The organism is Bacillus cereus group sp. BfR-BA-01381 (genome assembly GCF_022663555.1).
In the GTDB taxonomy this organism is placed as follows: domain Bacteria; phylum Bacillota; class Bacilli; order Bacillales; family Bacillaceae_G; genus Bacillus_A; species Bacillus_A pacificus.
In genome coordinates this window covers 24,721-46,766 of sequence record NZ_JAKUFR010000011.1, presented here as the reverse complement: position 1 = coordinate 46,766, position 22,046 = coordinate 24,721, and the positions used below count along the sequence as shown (strand labels likewise).

The window sequence follows — 22,046 nt, the reverse complement described above, 5'->3', positions numbered from 1 at the left end:
TAACTCGGAAGAAAGCGTTATGACAAGTAAATCGATGTTAGAAAAGACAGGGAATTGAAAAATCATGTAGAATAAAAAGTGAGAATGTAATAAGGGGAGGAATGTAATATGAAAGTATCTTATCATGGGCATTCAGTTGTAAAGATTGAAACGAATGGAAAAGTAATTTTAATTGATCCGTTTTTAACAGGAAATCCGAAAACAGATTTAAAGGCTGAAGATGTAAAAGTAGATGCGATTCTTTTATCGCATGGACATGGTGATCATGTTGGAGATACAGTAGAGCTTGCGAAGAAAAATAATGCAGTTGTAGTGGCACCATTTGAACTAGCGACATTTTTAAGTTGGGAAGGTGTAAAAACACATCCGATGCATATTGGTGGTTCACATGAATTTGACTTCGGAAAAGTGAAGTTTACACAAGCATTCCACGGCTCTAGTTATATTGATGAAGAAAATAAGACGATTACATATACAGGTATGCCAGCAGGTATTTTATTTACAGCAGAAGAGAAAACTGTGTACCATGCAGGGGATACCGCTCTATTCTCTGATATGAAATTAATTGGGGAACTAAATAACATTGATGTAGCATTTTTACCAATTGGTGATAATTTCACAATGGGACCAGAAGATGCTGTTTTAGCAGCAGAATGGGTTCAAGCGAAAACGGTTGTACCGATGCATTACAATACGTTCCCGGTTATTGAACAAGATCCATATCAATTTGTAGAAAAGCTACAAAATTGTACAGGGAAAGTATTAGAAGCTGGAGAAAGTATTACACTATAGAAAAGAAACCCTTCATTTGAAAAGACAAGTGAAGGGTTTTTTACGTGTGTAGGACAGCTTTTAAAGGTTGTACTTGTTTTGATGATTCTTTTCTTTTTGGAAGTGGCTGTTCAGGTGTTTCATTCAATTCCATTGCAACTTTTTTCCCGTCTACGAAAGCTAAAAATACAGCACCTACAACTTCTAATAATTTTTTCATCATGTATCCGCTCCTTTGTTTCATTTCTTGTCTTCATTGTATATGGAAGTGGCTGGACAAACTATTGAACGAGATGACAATACCATTACATTGTTGTAATGGAAGCAGTGGTGTAATGTAAGGCGTATTTTGTTATAAAAAAAATAGTACAGATATACAAAGAGAGAGTGTAACAGTTTTGAAAATATAGTATACTGAAAATACAACACATGAAGAATTTAGGGAAAAGAAAGTATGGTGAAACCATTTGGCTACCAAGCATAACCAAATTTTAGAACATATTAATAGCCTGCCAGTAGGGCATAAAATTTCTGTAAGGCAAATTGCAAAAGATTTGAGTGTAAGTGAAGGTACAGCTTATCGTGCAATTAAAGATGCAGAAAATAAAGGGTATGTTAGTACGATTGAACGTGTCGGAACAATTCGAATTGAACAAAAGAAGAAAGAAAATATTGAAAAGCTGACATATGCAGAAGTCGTTAACATTGTCGATGGTCAAGTACTTGGAGGCAGAGAAGGACTACATAAAACGTTAAATAAATTCGTAATCGGAGCAATGAAATTAGAAGCGATGATGCGCTATACAGAAGCTGGAAACTTACTTATTGTCGGTAATCGTACGAACGCACATCAATTAGCGTTAGAAACCGGAGCTGCGGTGTTAATTACGGGCGGATTTGATACGGAAGATCATGTGAAGAAATTAGCAGATGAATTAAAATTGCCGATTATTTCAAGTAGTTACGATACATTTACAGTTGCAACATTAATTAACCGTGCGATTTACGATCAGCTTATTAAGAAAGAAATTGTACTCGTTGAAGATATTTTAACGCCAATTGAAGAAACGTTATATTTAAAGCCAGATGATACAGTGCAGCAATGGCATGCGTATAACGAAGAGACGATGCACGGAAGATATCCGATTGTTGATGAAAATAAAAAGGTATTAGGTATTGTAACTTCAAAAGATATGATCGGTGTAGCGAAAGAAACACCAATTGATAAAGTGATGACAAAGCATCCGATTACGGTAAATGGAAAAATGTCTGTCGCAGCTGCGGCGCGTATGATGGTATGGGAAGGTATTGAGTTACTTCCTGTTGTTGATGAAGGAAATAAGTTGCAAGGTATTATTAGCCGTCAAGATGTACTTCAGGCGTTGCAAATGATTCAGCGTCAACCGCAAGTCGGCGAAACAATCGATGATATTGTAACAAATCAATTCATGACGCCGAAAGAAGCGAAAAATGAGCATCTATATCAATTTTCAGTGACACCGCAAATGACGAATTCAATCGGAACGCTATCTTACGGTGTATTCGCAACGATTGTGACGGAAGCAACAAATCGCGTTATTCGTGCGCAAAAGAAGAGTGATTTAATTGTTGAGAACTTAACAATTTATTTCGTAAAACCAGTTCAAATTGACAATGTTGTATCCGTTCATCCGAAAGTATTAGAAATTGGACGTAAATTTGGTAAGGTTGATGTAGAAGTACATCATGAAGGTAATGTTGTTGGAAAAGCATTGCTTATGGTGCAATTGATCGATAAATAAAAAGATGGAGCAAGCCGCTTTGGTTTGTTCCATTTTTTTTAGAACGCTACAATAGGGAGTTTGTAAATTTAGTTTGCAATCGAATCTATATTCATAAGTATGGGCACGCAATCGTTTGAAGATGCTTGAACAATAATTGTGGAGGTGTCGAATGGGAGTAATAATTCTCTTTTTAGGGGTAGTATTTGCAATAACTTTTCATGTGTTAACACATCGAAGAATGGATACAAAGAAAAAGAAATTGTATGTAGTAAGTTTGATTTTCGCTATTGTTTGTTCCTTTATCTCTACAGCTGGAGAAAATAAGGGCGATTTTCTATACTTTGGTGTACCAGCTGAAACATTTGTTTATTATGGCGGATGGGAAATTTCGTTTCATCCATTAGGCTTTTTCTTTAACTTTATTTTGTTTTATTTTGTTTTGAATTTATTATTTAAGCTACGTAAGGGCTCGGGTAGAGAAGTAAAAAAATAGCAGGATATGTATCGGTGCGGATAGAAAATTGGTGATTACTCGATAAGAAAGTTTAAGCTATTAATTATTACTATGCTTTACTATACGAACTAGGGGGATAGGAATGGATTTTCACACTAGACAATGGTTATGTAAGCAATATGATTTAAATAGTTTTACGAAAGTTTCATTATTGCATGGGGGAGAAAATCAAACATATATATTTGAATCGGACAAAAATAAATTTGTAGTGAGGCAGTATAGAGAAGGTCGTTATACAGCCGAGCAAATAGAAGCTGAAATACATTGGTTAATAGCGATACAAAAACAAATGTTAGTACCAGAAGTAGTTGTAAATAAAGATGGTGACTGGGTCACACCTGTTATGAAAGATGAGGGAAGTATCCAGTATTTTGTTGTCTTTAGGTTTATAAATGGAAGTGAAATTATAGAACCAAAGGATAAAGATTATGAAAAACTTGGATCATTCATGCGCATGTTTCATGAAAAAACAAATGGAGTACTTAAAAGTGTGCCGCAAACTTGGAGAGGTTATGAAAGACCTATATATAGCGAGAAAAAGATGAATCATGAGCCTTTACAATATTTATTAAATACTTCTTTTTTATCTTATGAGGATAAAAATAAATGCTTGAGAATTGCAGAAAGAATACAAGAACTTACAAACTCAATTCAATTGGGAGAAAAACAATTTGTTCACGGAGATATGCATTTTGGAAATATTCTTGTAGACAAAGAGGATTGGTATTTACTCGATTTTGATGAATGTGGATTTGGGTATAAAGAGTTTGATATTGGTGTTCCGAGATTGCATTTAATTGCTTCGGGACAGTTAGAAGATGCATGGGGGAATTTTATGATGGGATATGGGGAACATATTTCAGAACTAGCCATTCGACTTGGAACTGCTTCAAGAATCTTTTATATGGCTGGAAAAATACCATTAAGGCTTGATATTGAACCTATTAGAAAAGATCCTGGCGCTTTTATTCGGCGATATGTTCAGTATGCTGAAAAAGAGTTATGTGGAGAAACAGTTATATAAAGAAAAGACAGAATAGTAATTCATTTAGGTTGTATATTATGTTATGATTATATTGTAAGAAAATGGATTTTAGGAAGGTGGTATGCATTATGTCATCAACAGTACTCTTTTTTGGTAGTATCGCACTATTTTACTTTCTTATAATGATACCGATTCAATATTTATACTTACAAGGTTTACATGAAAAAAAGAAAAAAACAGGATTATCTCAGCGAGAGCTATATGAAAAAATGTCTTTTGGGGAAGAACAATTACACCTTCATGTGCAAGGCAACCCATTTAATATCCCTTCTGCGTTTGTCGCATATATGATTTTAAAAGTTAGAGGACGTAAAAAAGCATCACAATGTTGATGCTTTTTTACGTTGTTTCATAGACTTCGGCTTCTTCAACTGCTAATGGTAAGAAATGTTTATATTGGCGAAATCCATTAAATACACTTGCACTACCAAATAGAACAAATAAAACACCAACGATAATACGAGCGGTTGAAAGTTCTAAAAAGAATTGGTTTATCCCGAAGAATAAGACGAATGAACCGAGTGCCATTGCGGATTTTCCTGAGAGCCAACCTTTCTCCATTGGGCGGTTTGTACGAAAGTATTTTGTTTTGTAGAAGAGATACAACATAAATGAGACGATAATACAGAAGACTAATACTGGCATCATGCACACTCCCATCGTTTTATGAAAAATAATAGTGGAGAAAAAATATCTAAACTTTCTAACTTTTATTATAAAGCAATTGTTCGCATGTATGAAATACTTTCCGTTATAATGGAGGATAAAGTGAGACTTTCATTAGTGTGGGGATGTTTCCGCGCGCTAATGATTAGCCTACATTCATTGTTTTTTTACTGCACGTTGAAGTGAAGAAGTTGAATAAAAAGGAGATTATACATATGCATGAGCAAATTTTAGGAGCAATTAAAGAGTTTGATACAATTATTATTCATCGTCATGTGCGTCCGGATCCAGATGCGTTAGGTTCACAAGGCGGCCTTAGTACAATTCTACAAGAATCGTTTCCAGAGAAAAATATTTATACAGTTGGGTACAATGAACCGTCATTAGCATATTTACGAGTAATGGATGATATTGAAGATAGTGTATACGAAAATGCGCTTGTTATCGTTTGTGATACAGCAAATCAAGAACGTGTTGACGATCAACGCTATACAAAAGGGAAGATGTTAATCAAAATTGATCATCATCCAAATGAAGATCCATACGGAGACATTACGTGGGTAGATACGACAGCAAGTTCTACAAGCGAAATGATTTATGAGTTTTATAATTATGGAAAAGATAAAGGATTACAAATAACAAAAGAAGCAGCTCGTCTTATTTTAGCAGGTATTGTTGGGGATACAGGTCGTTTCTTATTCCCGAATACAACAGCGAAAACACTTCGTTACGTAAGTGAGCTTGTTGATATGGATGTGAAATTCACAGATTTATACAATGAAATGTATAAAACAAAAGAAAAAATTGCTCGTTTAAACGGTTATATTTTACAAAACTTTACGATGGTAGAAGAAGGAGCAGCTTACATTAAATTAACGAAAGAAGTATTAGAAAAGTTTGATGTACTTCCTTCTGAGGCGTCTGGTGTTGTTGGAGCACTTGGTAATATTGATGGATTAAAGGCATGGGTTCTATTTTTAGAGGAAGACGATGTGATTCGTGTTCGCCTTCGTTCAAAAGGACCAGTTATAAATAAATTAGCAATGCAATATAACGGTGGAGGACATCCGATGGCTTCTGGTGCAAAAGCATCTTCTTGGGAAGATGCGGATCGTCTATTTGCTGATTTACGTGAGATTTGTAAATAAGAAATTATATGTTAGAACGAAAAGAAGGAGTGGCGCTAAAGCCCTCCTTCTTTATCCCGCTTTAATGGGCAGTAAGACCCCCACCTCAAATTTCAGCGAAAGCAAAGAAGTTAGGTGGGGATCAACTGCCCATAAAAGCCCGATTGGTTCAACTAATAATCAGTGGGGGATGAAGAAAACCCCCACTGATTAAAGTTTCACTTTATTTTTCTTTCTCTATCGTAATGCTAATTTCAAGCACGGTATCAAAAGATATTGTATCGACTTTAAAACGGTATAGCCGATCGTAATGTTTGTACGTCTTGTTTTCGATTACTTTTTTGAGTAGGTCTTTATTTTTTGCGATACTTTGTATGTTTTTCGTTAAAAGATGCTGGAGGTCATTATGGATAGATGTAGTCATATTTTCGAGTGTAAGATTGTCTAAATCGTATTTTTCTCGATTTATAAGTTTTATTTTAATCTCTTGAATGGTTAAGAGCCGTTTATTTTCAGTATTCAATTTTTCTTGATCTTCGAGAAGGACGTGGAGCTTTGCTTCTTGTTTTTCTATAATTTCTCTTTGTTCTGCTATTTTACTAGCTTGTTCTTCTTGAAAAACACCGTATATGTACAAAAAAATAAACCAGCTCAACACGCCTCCAACAGCAGCGCCAGCTAAAACTAAATACCATCTTTTCGCTGTATTGGCACTTGGTACTCTCATACATGCTCCTGCGTTAGCCATTTAATAATAATAAGACCAGTTTGCATACCACCTGTTGCGAAAAAAATAAGGAGAATTTGTTTTACGATATCTTTCATATCCCCGCCAAAGAAACTTCTTTCAAAACTATAAAAAGTATCAAATGTTCCGCCAATCGCTGCAACGAGTGCCCAAATTCTTAAATTTTGGGCGAATTGATTAATGTAAGTGAGAGTTGGTTTTCCGATAAGAAATGCACCAAATCCACCAATTAATGAACCACCAAGTATAACCCCAAAGGCAATAAAATAACTAATAATAAGCAGAGAGAAAAAAGTATGTTCTCTTACATCCATCGTCATTCCCCTTTCTTCTTCATATATATGGACAAAGTATAAGAAGTATGTTTTGATTTCCTCTTTCCTCTTCACCTATAATAAAAGTAGTCAAATAGGTAAAGAGAGGGTACAACAGTGAAGTTTGTGCATTTACAATGTCAAACCGTTTTTAGTTTATTAAAAAGTGCTTGTAAAATTGATGAACTTGTAGTTAGGGCGAAAGAGCTCGGTTATTCATCACTTGCTATTACGGATGAAAATGTTATGTATGGCGTTATTCCGTTTTATAAAGCATGTAAGAAACATGGTATACATCCTATTATCGGCTTAACAGCTTCTATTTTTAGTGAAGAAGAAGAAAAGTCTTATCCGCTTGTCTTACTGGCTGAAAATGAAATAGGTTATCAAAATTTATTAAAGATCTCTAGTAGCATTATGACGAAGTCAAAAGAAGGTATTCCTAAGAAATGGCTTGCACATTATGCGAAAGGATTAATTGCTATTTCACCAGGTAAAGATGGGGAAATCGAACAATTATTATTAGAAGACAAAGAGAGTCAAGCTGAAGAAGTAGCTCGTATGTATCAAAATATGTTCGGCAATTTTTATATGAGTTTACAGCATCATGCGATTCAAGATGAACTGCTTCTACAAGAGAAATTACCTGTATTTATAAGTAGGATAAATATTCCAGTCGTCGCAACAAACGATGTACGCTACATCAATCAAAGTGACGCACTTGTTCATGAATGCTTATTATCTGTTGAAAGTGGAACGAAAATGACGGATCCAGATAGGCCGAGGCTGAAAACAGATCAATATTATTTAAAATCATCAGATGAAATGGAAGCACTATTTTCTCACGTAGAAGAAGCGATTTATAACACAGTAGAAATTGCAGAACGTTGCAGAGTAGAAATACCGTTTCATGTAAATCAATTACCGAAATTTCCTGTTCCATCTAACGAAACGAATGATATGTATTTACGCCGCGTTTGTGAAGAAGGATTGCAGAAACGTTATGGTACGCCGAAAGAAGTACATATAAAGCGTTTGAATCATGAATTAAACGTGATTTCTAGCATGGGGTTTAGTGATTATTTCCTCATTGTCTGGGATTTTATGAAGTACGCGCATGAAAATCATATTTTAACAGGACCAGGTCGTGGATCAGCGGCTGGCTCACTCGTTTCTTACGTATTAGAAATTACAGATATTGATCCAATTGAATACGATCTATTATTTGAAAGGTTTTTAAACCCCGAACGTGTGACACTTCCAGATATTGATATTGATTTTCCGGATATAAGACGTGATGAGATGATTCGATATGTGAAGGATAAATATGGTCAGCTTCGTGTTGCTCAAATTGTAACGTTCGGGACGCTGGCAGCGAAAGCGGCAATTAGAGATATTGCGCGTGTAATGGGGCTTCCGCCACGAGATATCGACATATTTTCAAAACTTATCCCATCAAAGCTTGGTATAACGTTAAAAGATGCATATGAGGAATCGCAATCACTCCGGGAGTTTATACAAGGAAACCTTTTGCATGAGCGTGTTTTTGAAATTGCAAAACGTGTAGAAGGCTTACCACGTCATACGTCTATTCATGCAGCTGGCGTTATTATGAGCCAAGAGCCATTAACCGGAAGTGTTGCAATTCAAGAAGGGCATAACGATGTATATGTTACGCAATACCCCGCTGATGCATTAGAAGAACTTGGGTTGCTCAAGATGGACTTTTTAGGATTACGTAATTTAACGTTACTTGAAAATATTATAAAGTTTATCGTGCAAAAAACAGGAAAAGAAATCGATATAAGAAATTTACCACTTCAAGATGAAAAGACATTCCAATTGTTAGGTAGAGGGGATACAACAGGTGTATTCCAGCTTGAATCAGGTGGTATGCGAAATGTACTTCGCGGGTTAAAGCCGAATGAATTTGAAGATATTGTTGCTGTTAACTCGTTATATAGACCAGGACCGATGGAGCAAATTCCAACCTTTATTGAATCAAAGCACGGAAAAAGAAAAATTGAATATTTACATCCGGACTTAAAACCGATTTTAGAAAGAACATACGGTGTAATTGTATATCAAGAACAAATTATGCAAATTGCGTCGAAGTTGGCGGGCTTCTCGCTCGGAGAAGCAGATTTATTACGTCGTGCAGTGAGTAAAAAAAATCGTGATATTTTAGATCAGGAACGTAAGCATTTTGTGCAAGGTTGTTTACAAAATGGTTATGACGAGACATCGGCAGAGAAAATTTATGATTTAATTGTAAGATTTGCAAATTACGGTTTTAACCGAAGTCATGCTGTAGCCTACAGTATGATTGGATATCAACTTGCCTACTTAAAAGCGAATTATACGCTGGAATTTATGACGGCACTATTGTCGAGTGCAATTGGAAATGAAGATAAGATTGTGCAGTATATACGAGAAACGAAGCGAAAAGGTTTTCATGTTTTGCCGCCTTCTCTTCAGAGAAGTGGTTACAATTTCCAAATAGAAGGAAATGCGATACGTTACAGCTTACTTTCCATTCGAAACATCGGAATGGCTACAGTGACAGCATTAATCGAAGAACGAGAGAAAAAAATGTTTGAAGATTTATTTGAATTTTGTCTGCGCATGCCATCAAAGTTTGTAACAGAGCGAAATTTAGAGGCGTTCGTCTGGTCTGGATGTTTTGACGATTTTGGTGTTTCGAGAACGAATTTATGGAAAAGTCTTAAAGGAGCCTTAGAGTATGCCAATCTTGCACGTGATTTAGGAGATGCTGTTCCAAAATCAAAATACGTACAAGGAGAAGAGCTCTCTTTTATTGAACAGTTAAATAAAGAGAAGGAAGTACTAGGTTTTTATTTATCAAGCTATCCGACAGCGCAGTATGTGAAGTTAGCGAAAGAATTAGAAATTCCATCTCTCGCTCAGGCGATGCGACATAAGAAAAAAGTACAAAGAGCTATCGTGTACATAACAAGCGTGAGAGTGATTCGTACGAAAAGGTTGCAAAAGATGGCATTTATTACATTTTGTGATCAAAATGATGAAATGGAAGCAGTTCTTTTCCCCGAAACGTATATACATTTCTCAGATAAGTTACAAGAAGGAGCAATTGTTTTAGTTGACGGCATGATTGAGCTTAGAAATCATAAGCTGCAATGGATTGTAAATGGACTATATCCGTTAGAAGAAATGGATGTGTATGAGGAAAAAAAAGATGCGTCTGTTTACGTGAAATTGCCGTCTCAATATGAGAAAAAGCTTTTAAATCAGGTTACTAAAATATTGTTTGACTATTCGGGTTTTGCGAAAGTACTAATTTATTATGAAAAGGAACATAAAATGGTACAATTATCTCGAAGTTTATCGATTCATCCAAGTGAAGAATGTTTAGGAGCACTTCGTGAAATTGTCGGGGAAGAAAATGTGGTTGTGAAAATATAATGGACAATTTCCCTACACTTCGATTATTATAGTAGTAGTGTTCGTGGTCAGACCACTTGGAGAAATTGATATCAGCAAGAATAATTTGAGGAGAGTGGATAGTTTGTCAACACTTCGTGAAGAAGCACTTCACATGCATAAAGTGCATCAAGGAAAATTAGAAACTGTATCAAAAGTAAAAGTAGAAAATGCAAAAGATTTAAGTCTTGCATATTCTCCAGGGGTTGCAGAACCTTGTAAAGAAATTTATGACGATAAAAGTAAGGTATATGAATATACGATGAAGGGAAATATGGTAGCAGTTGTGACTGATGGAACGGCTGTACTTGGTCTTGGTAACATCGGACCTGAAGCATCTCTTCCAGTAATGGAAGGTAAAGCTGTATTATTCAAGAGCTTTGCTGGTGTAGATGCATTCCCAATTGCCTTAAATACAAACGATGTAGATAAAATTGTTGAAACTGTAAAATTAATGGAGCCAACTTTTGGCGGCGTTAACTTAGAGGATATCGCAGCACCAAACTGCTTCATTATTGAAGAACGTTTGAAAAAAGAAACAAATATTCCTATCTTCCATGATGATCAACACGGAACAGCTATCGTAACAGTAGCAGGTCTTGTGAACGCGCTAAAATTAGTTGGAAAGAAAATGTCTGACATTAAAGTTGTCGCAAATGGCGCAGGTGCAGCAGGTATTGCAATTATTAAACTTTTATATCGCTATGGCGTACGCGACATTATTATGTGTGACCGTAAAGGCGCGATCTATGAAGGTCGTCCTACAGGTATGAATCCGGTGAAGGATGAAGTGGCAAAATATACAAATAAGAATCGTATTGAAGGTTCTTTAGCTGATGTTGTACAAGGTGCGGACGTATTCATTGGTGTATCTGCAGAAGGTGCATTAACAGAAGAGATGGTTCGTACAATGAATGACGATGCGATTATTTTTGCAATGGCGAATCCAGTTCCAGAAATTATGCCAGAATTGGCAAAAGCAGCGGGCGCAGCTGTTGTTGGAACAGGTCGTTCTGACTTCGCAAACCAAGTAAATAATGTACTAGCGTTCCCTGGTATTTTCCGCGGTGCACTTGACGTACATGCGACACAAATTAACGAAGAAATGAAGATGGCAGCTGTACAAGCTATTGCTGAGCTTGTAGCAGAAGATGAGTTAAATGCAGACTATATCATTCCAGCACCGTTTGACGCGCGTGTAGCGCCTCAAGTAGCAGCTTACGTTGCGAAAGCTGCAATGGAGACAGGAGTAGCTCGCCGTCAAGTAGATCCAAATGAAGTTGCTGAGAAAACAAAACAATTAGCGCTGATTGGTAAAGAATAAGCGAGGAATTTCCATTGACATCATCAAATACAAAAGTATATCTCGAAATTGTAAAAAAAATCCGTTCCATTATGGAAGAGGATGGATTGGTAGCAGGGGATCGTTTGCCGTCTGAGCGTGAGTTAAGTTCACGTTTAAACGTAGGACGTTCCTCTGTAAGAGAAGCGTTGCGGGCTTTAGAACTTGTAGGATTAATTGAAACGAGACGTGGTGAAGGGACGTTTATTCGAAACTTTTACGATAACGGTCTTGTACAATTGATTGCTCCGTTCTTGCTGCAAGATGAGAAAACAATTCGTGATTTATTACAAACAAAACGATTGCTTGAGAAAGATATGATTCGAATTGTATGTAATTTACCGAAAGAAACGTTTTCTAAAGTGCTAAGTAAATTACATCAAGTGCTTGAAGGAAATGAAAACTCAGTTCCAATGCTTCACCAAACGTTCTTTAAAACACTTATTGAACAAGTCGATAATTATTTACTATATCGCATTTGGATGATCGTAAATGATTACGTATCAACTCTTTCTTGTAAAGTTTCAGGAGATTCTATTGATATGTATAGAAAGCTTTACGCTATTTTGGAAGAAAAACAAGAAAATGATGCACTAAAAATTTACGATGAATTAGTAGAGAATATACAGTTTCACTCGTAATGTATAAAATTTGTCGAAATGACCATGACACGTTATGACAAACATTCTATCGCGTAGCGGTTAAAGTTAAACGTAAAGAGTGAGGTTATTAGACAGATTGAGAAGATAAGGCTAACATCAAACTTTGGTGTTAGCCCAATTTTCTTCTTACGCTAACCTTAGCTCTCAACGAAGGGGGTCAAATTGTGCTAAGAGATTTATTCGTGAAAAAGAAAAAGTACGCTGCAATACCTTCAGAACAAGTACGAAAAGATGTGCCAGACGGCGTTATGACAAAATGTCCGAAATGTAAAAAAATCATGTATACGAAAGAGCTTCTAAAAAATTTAAAAGTATGTGTGAATTGTGGATATCATCACCCTATGAATGCATGGGAACGTCTTGATAGTATATTGGACGAAGGGTCATTCCGTGAGTATGACAAAGAAATGGTTTCATTAAATCCACTCGAGTTTCCAGGATATGAAGAGAAACTAGAGAGCGATCGTAAAAAGACTGAATTGAACGAAGCGGTTGTAACTGGTGAAGGAACAATTGATGACATGCTTGTTGTTGTTGCAGTAATGGATTCTCGTTTTCGAATGGGGAGCATGGGCTCTGTTGTAGGAGAAAAAATTGCCCGTGCAGTTGAAAAGGCGTACGACTTACAAGTTCCATTTATTATCTTTACTGCTTCGGGTGGTGCCCGTATGCAAGAAGGGATATTAAGTTTAATGCAAATGGCAAAAACAAGCGTAGCTTTGAAAAAGCATAGTAATGCAGGAGGATTATTTATTTCTGTTATGACTCACCCAACGACGGGCGGGGTTTCAGCGAGTTTCGCTTCACTTGGTGATTATAATCTTGCAGAACCAGGGGCGCTGATCGGATTTGCTGGTAGACGTGTAATTGAACAAACCGTGCGTGAGAAACTACCGGAAGATTTCCAAACGGCAGAATTCTTACTAGAACATGGTCAATTAGATGCGGTGGTACATCGTGATGATATGAGAGAATCGCTTCGTAAGATTTTAGAAGTTCATCAAGGAGGGGAAATGGCTGTATGGCAGAGCTAGAATTTGAAAAACCAGTTGTTGAGCTAAGAAATAAGATTCGTGAACTGAAAGACTATACGAAAAACAGCCAAATGGACTTCAGTGAGGAGATTCGTATTTTGGAAGACAAGCTAGAAAATTTAGAGGAAGATATATACGGCAATATGAAAGTATGGGACCGTGTTCAAATTGCTCGTCATGCAGAACGACCGACAACGCTCGATTATATTGAGCACTTATTTACTGATTTTTTTGAATGTCATGGAGATCGTCTATTTGGCGATGATGCAGCGATTGTCGGCGGCATTGCGAAGTATAAAGGGATGCCTGTAACTGTAATCGGGCATCAACGCGGAAAAGATACGAAAGAAAATATTCGCCGTAATTTTGGGATGCCTCACCCAGAAGGATATCGAAAAGCATTACGTTTAATGAAGCAGGCGGAAAAGTTCAATCGTCCAATTATTTGTTTTATTGATACAAAAGGAGCTTATCCTGGTAAAGCTGCTGAAGAACGTGGTCAAAGTGAAGCTATCGCCCGCAATTTATTTGAAATGGCAGGATTAACAGTGCCTGTTATTTGTATCGTTATCGGCGAAGGTGGTAGTGGTGGTGCACTAGGTCTTGGAGTAGGAGATTACATTCATATGCTAGAAAATTCCACTTATTCTGTTATTACGCCAGAGGGTGCAGCGGCAATTCTTTGGAAAGATGCAGGAAAAGCAAAGGAAGCTGCAGAGGCGATGAGAATTACAGCAGCAGATTTGAAAGAATTAGGTGTAATTGACGAAATTATTCCAGAGACAAAGGGTGGAGCACACCGTAATATTTTGAAACAATCAGAAAATATAGATTTAATGCTAGGGAAAACTTTTGAACAATTAAACGGAATTTCGAAAGATGAATTAATCGAAAAACGTTATGAAAAATATATGAAAATTGGGCAAGTTTCGTTTTCAAACGCTTCCATTTGGATAAAATAAGAAAAGCGTGCGTTCCACTTCGCGAATGCACGTTTTTATTATGAAAAGACACATCTTCTCCATTGTATTTTTATATTTTTTCGTGTTATTTTATTATAAGGCAAATAATCTTTATGAGGTGAGTACAAATGAAACGTATTGGTGTATTAACAAGTGGTGGAGATTCACCTGGTATGAATGCTGCCATTCGTGCAGTTGTTCGTAAAGCGATTTTCCATGATATTGAAGTATATGGTATTTACCATGGATACGCTGGATTAATTTCTGGTCACATTGAAAAATTAGAATTAGGTTCTGTTGGCGATATTATCCACCGCGGTGGTACGAAATTATATACAGCAAGATGTCCTGAGTTTAAAGACCCAGAAGTACGACTAAAAGGTATCGAGCAATTAAAGAAACACGGTATCGAAGGACTTGTTGTTATTGGTGGAGATGGTTCTTACCAAGGCGCTAAAAAATTAACTGAACAAGGATTCCCATGTGTTGGTGTACCAGGTACAATTGACAATGATATCCCTGGAACAGACTTCACAATTGGTTTCGATACAGCTTTAAACACTGTTATTGATGCAATTGATAAAATCCGTGACACAGCTACATCTCATGAACGTACATATGTTATCGAAGTAATGGGACGTCACGCTGGTGATATCGCATTATGGGCTGGTTTAGCTGATGGTGCGGAAACAATCTTAATTCCAGAAGAAGAGTATGACATGGAAGATGTTATCGCTCGTCTGAAGCGTGGTAGTGAACGTGGTAAAAAACACAGTATTATCGTTGTAGCTGAAGGTGTTGGAAGTGCAATTGACATCGGTAAGCACATTGAAGAAGCAACAAACTTTGATACTCGCGTAACTGTATTAGGTCACGTACAACGTGGTGGATCACCAAGTGCACAAGACCGTGTATTAGCAAGCCGTCTTGGCGCAAGAGCAGTTGAATTATTAATTGCTGGTAAAGGTGGACGTTGTGTAGGTATTCAAGATAACAAACTTGTTGATCATGACATTATCGAAGCGTTAGCTCAAAAGCATACAATCGATAAAGATATGTATCAATTATCTAAAGAATTATCCATCTAATCGGCTTAATGTCGGATATTTGGGAACGGTTTCATAATTTTCGGAGGTGCAATATGCGTAAAACTAAAATTGTATGTACTATAGGTCCTGCTAGTGAAAGTATTGAAAAATTAGAGCAATTAATCGAAGCAGGTATGAACGTTGCTCGTTTAAACTTCTCTCATGGTAGCCATGAAGAGCACGGCGCTCGTATTAAAAACATTCGTGAAGCTTCAAAGAAAACTGGTAAAACAGTTGGTATCTTACTTGATACAAAAGGTCCAGAAATCCGTACTCACGACTTCGTAGACGGACAAGCTGAGCTTGTAACAGGTGCAGAAGTAGTTCTTTCTACTGAGCAAGTATTAGGTACTGCAGAGAAGTTCTCTGTATCTTATGCTGGTCTTTATGACGATGTAGACCCAGGTTCTCGCATTCTAATCGATGACGGTCTTATCGAACTAGAAGTAATCGAAAAAGCTGACGGAAACATCCGTACAAAAGTTCTTAACAGCGGAACTGTAAAAAATAAAAAAGGTGTTAACGTACCAAACGTAAGCATTAAGCTTCCTGGTATCACTGAAAAAGACGTAAAAGATATCATCTTCGGTATCGAGCAAAAAGTTGATTTCATCGCAGCTTCATTCGTACGTAAAGCAGCTGACGTATTAGAAATCCGTGAATTATTAGAAGAGCATAACGCTCAGTATATCCAAATCGTACCAAAAATCGAAAACCAAGAGGGTATCGACAACATCGATTCAATCTTAGAAGTTTCTGATGGTTTAATGGTAGCTCGTGGTGACATGGGTGTAGAAATTCCACCAGAAGAAGTACCATTAGTACAAAAACGTCTAATCAAAAAATGTAACGTGTTAGGTAAACCAGTTATTACTGCAACACAAATGTTAGATTCTATGCAACGTAACCCACGTCCAACTCGTGCGGAAGCAAGTGACGTAGCTAACGCAATTTTCGATGGTACAGACGCAATCATGCTTTCAGGTGAAACAGCTGCTGGACAATACCCAGTAGAAGCAGTAACAATGATGGCTAACATTGCAGTACGTGTTGAAAAATCATTACAATATGAAGATATGTTCAAAAAACGTATTAAAGAGTTCACTCCAACAATTACAGATGCAATTAGCCAATCTGTTGCGCATACAGCACTTGCTCTTGATGTAGCTGCAATCGTAGCTCCAACAGAAAGTGGATATACTGCGAAAATGATCTCTAAATACCGTCCAAAATCTCCAATCGTAGCTGTAACATCTGACGAGCAAGTAGGACGTCGTCTTGCACTTGTTTGGGGTGTACAAGCATTTATGGCTGAGAAGCGCGCAGCTTCTACTGACGAAATGTTAGATACAGCGATTCAAACAGGTATGGATGCAGGTCTAATCGGACTTGGAGACACTGTAGTAATCACTGCTGGTGTTCCGGTTGCTGAAACTGGTACAACAAACTTAATGAAAATCCACGTTGTTGGTGAAGAAGTTGCTAAAGGACAAGGAATTGGTCGTAAAGCTGCAAAAGGTAAAGTAGTTGTAGCGAAAACAGCTGCTGAAGCTGTAGCGAATGTAAACGAAGGTGATATCCTTGTTACAACAAGCACTGATAAAGATATGATCCCTGCAATCGAAAAAGCTGCTGCTCTAGTTGTAGAAGAAGGCGGTCTAACAAGCCATGCGGCTGTTGTAGGTGTATCAATCGGTATTCCTGTTATCGTTGGTGTAAACGGCGTAACAGCAACTTTAAAAAATGGCCAAGAAGTAACAGTTGATGCAGCACGCGGAATTGTTTATAATGGACATGCGGAAGTGCTATAAGTAATACGGAGAGAAGGATCGGAGTCCTTCTCTTTTTTTTACGCAAAAATGAGGTGAAACTAGCTTAAAACGTCTGAAATTGCTTTTAAAAGCTGTTTATTATGAAGTTTGATGGGAAAGTACATTTGGCTATTATATGGTGTATATGGACGTTGTGAGGGTGTTTAAAGTGATGATATATGAAAGGAGTGTAGAACGATGAAGTGGTTACTATTCTTGTTTATTTTAATACCGGCGATTGAGATTACAGTCTTAATTGGGTCGAGTCATGTAATAGGTTTGTGGTCTACGTTCGCTATGATCGTATTTACAGGTGTTGTAGGTGTATATTTGGCGAAAAGACAAGGGTTTAAAGTACTTGGAGAGATTCAATCTAAGTTGAATAGAGGAGAAATGCCAGGAGCAGCGGTCTTAGATGGTATTTTTATCTTTGTAGGAGGTATTCTTTTAGTGCTTCCTGGATATGTAACGGATATAATAGGTTTCATCTTTGTTGTCCCTATGACAAGGGCTTTATTGAAGCCGTTTGTTATGAAGTGGATGGAATGGAAGTTTAGAAAAAACTCAACTATTATTGTGCAGAAATAGTGCTTAGATTATAGCGATCTAAGCACTATTTTTTTGTCTGTAAAAGGATGAGAGGGTGGTTAAAGTTCAGTTAACGAAAGATGTGTTTTAACATGCGGCGAATGTGACGGTTAATAATCGACGGGGAATGAAGAAACCCCCCACTGATTAAAGTTTCACTTTATTGTATTTGTTGTGTATTTTTTCGATTGGATATGTGATTTGGGGAGTTATGAGCTCTTAATCAGTGTGTTTAAAGCGGGGATCTAAACTTAAGATTGTTTTTGTATGTAAAAGAATGAATTGGAACGAAAAAAGTTAAATAAGAGCAGGGAAATGGTCAGTTTAAGTCTCATTCTGCGCTATTTTGTATAATTATTCATTTACATAAAAAGCAATAAATGTAAGTAATAATTATAAAATTAATAGAATAAATATGTAAAAACACCGCGAAATATGCGTTTTTTATGCAAAAAAACAAGAGAATTATCTTTTTTGATTGCAATTCTCTTGTTTTATGTAATGAGTATGAAAAATAAGTGCAAGGAATAATCAGTGGGAATTTCCCACTGATTACATGTAAGTTTTTTGTTGTGTATGAATTAGAAACTATTATTTTGAAGGTGAGCCTTTAATATATTTCCACAAATCATGGAATACACGAGCTTTGTGCAATGTATTAAGTAGTACTAAGGTGACTGGACCGATGATTAATCCTAAGAAGCCGAAGAGCTTAAAGCCGACAAATAGAGCAATCAGTGTTGCTAATGGATCAAGGCCGATATTAGATGAAAGTACCTTTGGCTCCATAATTTGTCTTTGGACAATCACGACGATGTATAAAATGAGAAGACCGATGGCGAAAGCAGTGTCGCCAGTGAAAAATACGTATATAACCCAAGGAACGAAGACAGCTCCTGTTCCTAAATACGGGAGTAAATCTACAACTCCTGTAATAATCGCGATAGTAATGGCGTATGGTACGCGTAATATTAAAAGTCCGATTAATACAATAACAGTTGTCATAGATACGAGTGTAAGTTGTGCTTTAACAAAACCGAATAAAGCTTTTCTTAAATCCACAAAAATAGTTTTTCCATAGCCATGAACACGGTTGGGCAAAAACTTTCTTACTTTCTGAGCAAGACGATGCCAATCGTAACTAATGAAGAAAGTGGCTAATAAAACGAAAACAAGTACAGTTAAAGTAGTTGGTAGTGCACTAATAAAATTTGTTAACCCGCTTATAATAGCGGTTAAAAGTTCTTTCATTTGCGTCGTTGCTTCAGTTCCTAAGTTTTGAATGTTTTGTGTAATCGTATAGCGCTGTGGTTCCCCAAGATGATTAAATTTAGAAATTAAATCATCATAGAGAGGCATAATATGATTAAGTGCAAACTGCTGAGCGAATGCAACGATATCCGGAAATTTTACTGTAACAAGTTGTAGTAAGTATGTTGTAGCAGATATTGCTTCTGTTACAAGGTATGTAACGAGTCCGACGATAGCTCCAAATACAAGAATTAAGCTAACGAGTACTGCGAGTGCGCGAGGAAATTGTAGTTTTTGATTAAGGAAATTGACGACAGGATTAATCAAATAAGCAAATGCGAAAGCGATAATAAAAGGATAGATAAGTCCTGACATATATAGTAATGCATAGAACCCGGCTACCGTAGCTACAATGACAAATATGAGTCGCAATATCATATATAGTAAGTTTCGATTCAAAGATGTATACCTCCCATTCCAATTTGGATTATCCTAATTCGTTCAACTTATAACGAGTGTGCCCCACTGATTAAAGTTTCACTTTATGTTATAGTGGAATGATGGATTTTTCCTGCTTTTTCAGTATGTGAGTGACTGTGAAAGCTTGGTGTTGATGCTTCTACTATATGGTAAAAACTTCATTTTCTCTTCTTTTTATTTTACCTGTTTCTAATTAGAAAAGAAAGGAGAGACGCCCGTTTTTTAAAATGTATACATGCTTACATTTGGATGGTGAAAGTCTCAGTTTTTCATTTTAAAATGCATAAAAAATGAAGTGATTCATGTTGGATAGGCATCGATATAGCATGTATAACGATAGGTTTAAAGGTATTTTTGTTTGGAAATGAGTTCATTATTTTCAGAAAGGAAGTGCAAACATGATTAGTCAGTCAACGTTATTTTTATTCATACTACTTATTATAGGACTTATTGCGAAAAACCAATCGCTTACTGTAGCTATTGGTGTGTTATTTCTATTGAAATTTACGTTTCTAGGAGATAAAGTCTTCCCTTATCTACAAACGAAAGGGATTAACCTAGGTGTTACGGTTATTACAATAGCAGTACTCGTACCGATTGCAACGGGGGAAATAGGTTTTAAACAACTTGGGGAAGCGGCGAAATCGTATTATGCATGGATTGCTTTAGCTTCAGGGGTAGCAGTTGCTCTGTTAGCGAAAGGTGGCGTACAATTATTAACGACAGATCCTCATATTACAACTGCACTCGTTTTCGGGACAATTATAGCAGTTGCTTTATTTAATGGGGTCGCTGTAGGTCCATTAATTGGGGCTGGAATTGCCTATGCAGTTATGAGTATTATACAGATGTTTAAATAAAAAATTTTATAGTAATATAAAATTTTTGAATTCTTTCTGTTCACAAAAGTCAGATAATTGTTTATAATAGGATTAGAAACTTTGAAAAGTTACATAACAGCAGAGACTTTACACCAGATAAAATAAAAACAACATAAAACAATTTTATAATGATATTGCTTTATGTTGTTTTTATCATAAAACTCTTCGGAATTCATTTTCCTCACTAACTTGTTGTTTTGAGCGTGAGGATTCGGGGAGACATTCACGCTCATGCTTTCCATGTAAACAATGGACAATAAGAGGGGAACATCGCAACAAATTTGCATGATCGTGCATTTTGCTTGCCTAAAGAGTGAACGGGCGTTCATAATTCAAAAGGGGAGCAAATAGATATAAGGAGCAAGGTTGGGAGAATTTTCAGGAAAAGGAGAGAATGTCATGACTGTTATTCGAGGTTTAGAAGGGGTAGTAGCAACAACATCATCTGTGAGCTCTATTATTGATGATACATTAACTTATGTTGGGTATAATATTGATGATTTAGCTGAGAATGCTACATTTGAAGAAGTAGTGTACTTATTATGGCATCGCAAGCTTCCTAACGAGCAAGAACTAGCGGAATTTAAGGAGATTGTATCGGAATACTATAAAGTTCCAGGTGAGATTTTAGCATATTTGAAACAAGTAGATTTAAAAATCGCACATCCGATGTCTGTTTTACGAACTGCAATTTCCATGCTATCATTATACGATGAGAGCGCTGAAATTATGGATGAAAAGTCCAATTATTTGAAAGCGGTTAAATTACAGGCTCAAGTGGGAACTTTAGTTGCTGCTTACGCAAGAATCCGTAAAGGCTTAGATGTTGTTGAGCCTAGAAATGATTTATCATTAGCTGCAAACTTCTTGTACATGTTAAATGATCGCGAGCCAAATGAAGTTGAAATTGAAGCTTTTGATAAGGCGCTTGTACTTCACGCAGATCATGAGTTAAACGCTTCTACATTTACTGCACGTGTTTGTGTAGCTACACTTTCAGATGTATATTCTGGTATTACAGCAGCAATCGGTGCGTTAAAAGGTCCTCTTCACGGCGGGGCAAATGAAAATGTAATGAAGATGTTAACTGAAATTGGCGAAGAAGAAAATGTAGAATCATATATTCATAATGCTCTTCAAAATAAAGTGAAAATTATGGGCTTTGGCCACCGTGTATATGAGCATGGTGATCCACGTGCAAAACATTTACGCGAAATGTCTAAGAGATTATGCGTGCTTTTAGGAGAAGAGAAATGGTATAATATGTCTATCAAAATTGAAGACATTGTAACAAAAGAAAAAGGTCTTCCACCAAATGTTGATTTCTATTCAGCTTCTGTATACCATTGTTTAGGAATTGACCATGACTTATTTACACCTATTTTTGCAATTAGCCGTATGTCAGGCTGGTTAGCTCATATTCTAGAACAATATGAAAATAACCGTTTAATCCGTCCGCGTGCTGATTATAATGGACCAACACATCAAGTGTATGTTCCGATTGCACAACGATAAGCGAATAACACTATTTTGATAG

21 protein-coding genes are annotated in these 22,046 nt (G+C 36.6%); 16 read left to right on the top strand and 5 right to left on the bottom strand.

Translation table 11 applies throughout. From position 1 onward, the window contains the following. Positions 1–108 precede the first annotated feature (108 nt). Entirely contained in the window at positions 109–792 is a 684-nt protein-coding gene (locus MR079_RS05940; RefSeq protein WP_139866452.1) for a metal-dependent hydrolase, read from the top strand. Positions 793–832: 40 nt separating this feature from the next. Here MR079_RS05940 and MR079_RS05935 read toward each other — a convergent pair whose 3' ends face one another. Then, positions 833–994: a hypothetical protein gene (locus MR079_RS05935; protein ID WP_000976301.1), complete on the bottom strand. Its 162-nt coding sequence runs from the start codon at positions 992–994 to the stop codon at positions 833–835. A gap of 244 nt (positions 995–1,238) precedes the next feature. Between MR079_RS05935 and MR079_RS05930 the strand changes: the two genes are divergently transcribed. From MR079_RS05930 to MR079_RS05915, 4 genes are all read left to right on the top strand, one after another. Further along, entirely contained in the window at positions 1,239–2,552 is a 1,314-nt protein-coding gene (locus tag MR079_RS05930; RefSeq protein WP_000201583.1) for a CBS domain-containing protein, read from the top strand. Positions 2,553–2,703: 151 nt separating this feature from the next. Further along, positions 2,704–3,027 (top strand): hypothetical protein, encoded by a 324-nt coding sequence (locus MR079_RS05925; protein WP_000538209.1) that lies wholly within the window; start codon positions 2,704–2,706, stop codon positions 3,025–3,027. Between the two features lie 103 nt (positions 3,028–3,130). Further along, positions 3,131–4,072, top strand: coding sequence for a phosphotransferase enzyme family protein (locus tag MR079_RS05920; protein WP_242293714.1), 942 nt, complete (start codon positions 3,131–3,133; stop codon positions 4,070–4,072). A gap of 89 nt (positions 4,073–4,161) precedes the next feature. Further along, complete coding sequence (locus MR079_RS05915; RefSeq protein ID WP_049111430.1) at positions 4,162–4,425, top strand: DUF3949 domain-containing protein; 264 nt, start codon at positions 4,162–4,164, stop codon at positions 4,423–4,425. A 7-nt stretch (positions 4,426–4,432) separates the two neighbouring features. Here the strand turns inward: MR079_RS05915 and MR079_RS05910 are convergent, their stop codons facing one another. Beyond that, entirely contained in the window at positions 4,433–4,738 is a 306-nt protein-coding gene (locus MR079_RS05910; protein WP_001144773.1) for a YtpI family protein, read from the bottom strand. A 236-nt stretch (positions 4,739–4,974) separates the two neighbouring features. On the opposite strand from MR079_RS05910, the gene MR079_RS05905 reads away from it, so the two are divergent. After that, positions 4,975–5,907: a DHH family phosphoesterase gene (locus tag MR079_RS05905; RefSeq protein WP_242293713.1), complete on the top strand. Its 933-nt coding sequence runs from the start codon at positions 4,975–4,977 to the stop codon at positions 5,905–5,907. A gap of 202 nt (positions 5,908–6,109) precedes the next feature. Here MR079_RS05905 and ytrI read toward each other — a convergent pair whose 3' ends face one another. Next, the gene (gene ytrI / locus MR079_RS05900) at positions 6,110–6,613 is read right to left on the bottom strand and encodes a sporulation membrane protein YtrI (protein ID WP_001265736.1); all 504 of its coding nucleotides are present in this window, start codon (positions 6,611–6,613) and stop codon (positions 6,110–6,112) included. After that, positions 6,610–7,023 carry a YtrH family sporulation protein gene (locus MR079_RS05895; RefSeq protein ID WP_001998397.1) on the bottom strand — a complete coding sequence of 138 codons (414 nt, stop codon included), beginning with the start codon at positions 7,021–7,023 and terminating at the stop codon, positions 6,610–6,612. The genes ytrI and MR079_RS05895 overlap by 4 nt, the downstream gene beginning before the upstream one ends. A gap of 42 nt (positions 7,024–7,065) precedes the next feature. On the opposite strand from MR079_RS05895, the gene dnaE reads away from it, so the two are divergent. The 8 genes from dnaE to MR079_RS05855 all read left to right on the top strand — a co-directional run bounded on the left by dnaE (position 7,066) and on the right by MR079_RS05855 (position 17,897). Further along, the gene (gene dnaE / locus MR079_RS05890; protein WP_242293712.1) at positions 7,066–10,392 is read left to right on the top strand and encodes a DNA polymerase III subunit alpha; all 3,327 of its coding nucleotides are present in this window, start codon (positions 7,066–7,068) and stop codon (positions 10,390–10,392) included. A 133-nt stretch (positions 10,393–10,525) separates the two neighbouring features. Then, entirely contained in the window at positions 10,526–11,734 is a 1,209-nt protein-coding gene (gene ystJ, locus MR079_RS05885; protein ID WP_011199012.1) for an NADP-dependent malic enzyme, read from the top strand. 14 nt (positions 11,735–11,748) lie between these two features. Beyond that, positions 11,749–12,393 carry a FadR/GntR family transcriptional regulator gene (locus MR079_RS05880; protein ID WP_000204442.1) on the top strand — a complete coding sequence of 215 codons (645 nt, stop codon included), beginning with the start codon at positions 11,749–11,751 and terminating at the stop codon, positions 12,391–12,393. A 185-nt stretch (positions 12,394–12,578) separates the two neighbouring features. Further along, positions 12,579–13,448, top strand: coding sequence for an acetyl-CoA carboxylase, carboxyltransferase subunit beta (accD, locus tag MR079_RS05875; RefSeq protein WP_000942865.1), 870 nt, complete (start codon positions 12,579–12,581; stop codon positions 13,446–13,448). Next, positions 13,436–14,410 carry an acetyl-CoA carboxylase carboxyl transferase subunit alpha gene (gene accA, locus MR079_RS05870; RefSeq protein WP_000818797.1) on the top strand — a complete coding sequence of 325 codons (975 nt, stop codon included), beginning with the start codon at positions 13,436–13,438 and terminating at the stop codon, positions 14,408–14,410. The genes accD and accA overlap by 13 nt, the downstream gene beginning before the upstream one ends. Before the next feature lie 128 nt (positions 14,411–14,538). Further along, positions 14,539–15,498 (top strand): 6-phosphofructokinase, encoded by a 960-nt coding sequence (pfkA, locus tag MR079_RS05865; RefSeq protein WP_000821163.1) that lies wholly within the window; start codon positions 14,539–14,541, stop codon positions 15,496–15,498. Positions 15,499–15,551: 53 nt separating this feature from the next. Further along, positions 15,552–17,309, top strand: coding sequence for a pyruvate kinase (gene pyk, locus MR079_RS05860; RefSeq protein ID WP_001232664.1), 1,758 nt, complete (start codon positions 15,552–15,554; stop codon positions 17,307–17,309). Positions 17,310–17,507: 198 nt separating this feature from the next. Then, entirely contained in the window at positions 17,508–17,897 is a 390-nt protein-coding gene (locus MR079_RS05855) for an FxsA family protein (protein WP_000871625.1), read from the top strand. Positions 17,898–18,488: 591 nt separating this feature from the next. On the opposite strand, the gene ytvI is transcribed toward MR079_RS05855, so the two are convergent. Then, on the bottom strand, positions 18,489–19,607 hold the full coding sequence (ytvI, locus tag MR079_RS05850) for a sporulation integral membrane protein YtvI (protein ID WP_001081377.1): 1,119 nt from the start codon (positions 19,605–19,607) through the stop codon (positions 18,489–18,491). Positions 19,608–20,026: 419 nt separating this feature from the next. On the opposite strand from ytvI, the gene MR079_RS05845 reads away from it, so the two are divergent. Both MR079_RS05845 and citZ read left to right on the top strand, forming a co-directional pair. Then, the gene (locus MR079_RS05845; protein WP_000625507.1) at positions 20,027–20,488 is read left to right on the top strand and encodes a DUF441 domain-containing protein; all 462 of its coding nucleotides are present in this window, start codon (positions 20,027–20,029) and stop codon (positions 20,486–20,488) included. Between the two features lie 387 nt (positions 20,489–20,875). Continuing rightward, the gene (gene citZ / locus MR079_RS05840) at positions 20,876–22,024 is read left to right on the top strand and encodes a citrate synthase (protein WP_000503657.1); all 1,149 of its coding nucleotides are present in this window, start codon (positions 20,876–20,878) and stop codon (positions 22,022–22,024) included. The last annotated feature ends 22 nt before the right edge of the window (positions 22,025–22,046 follow it).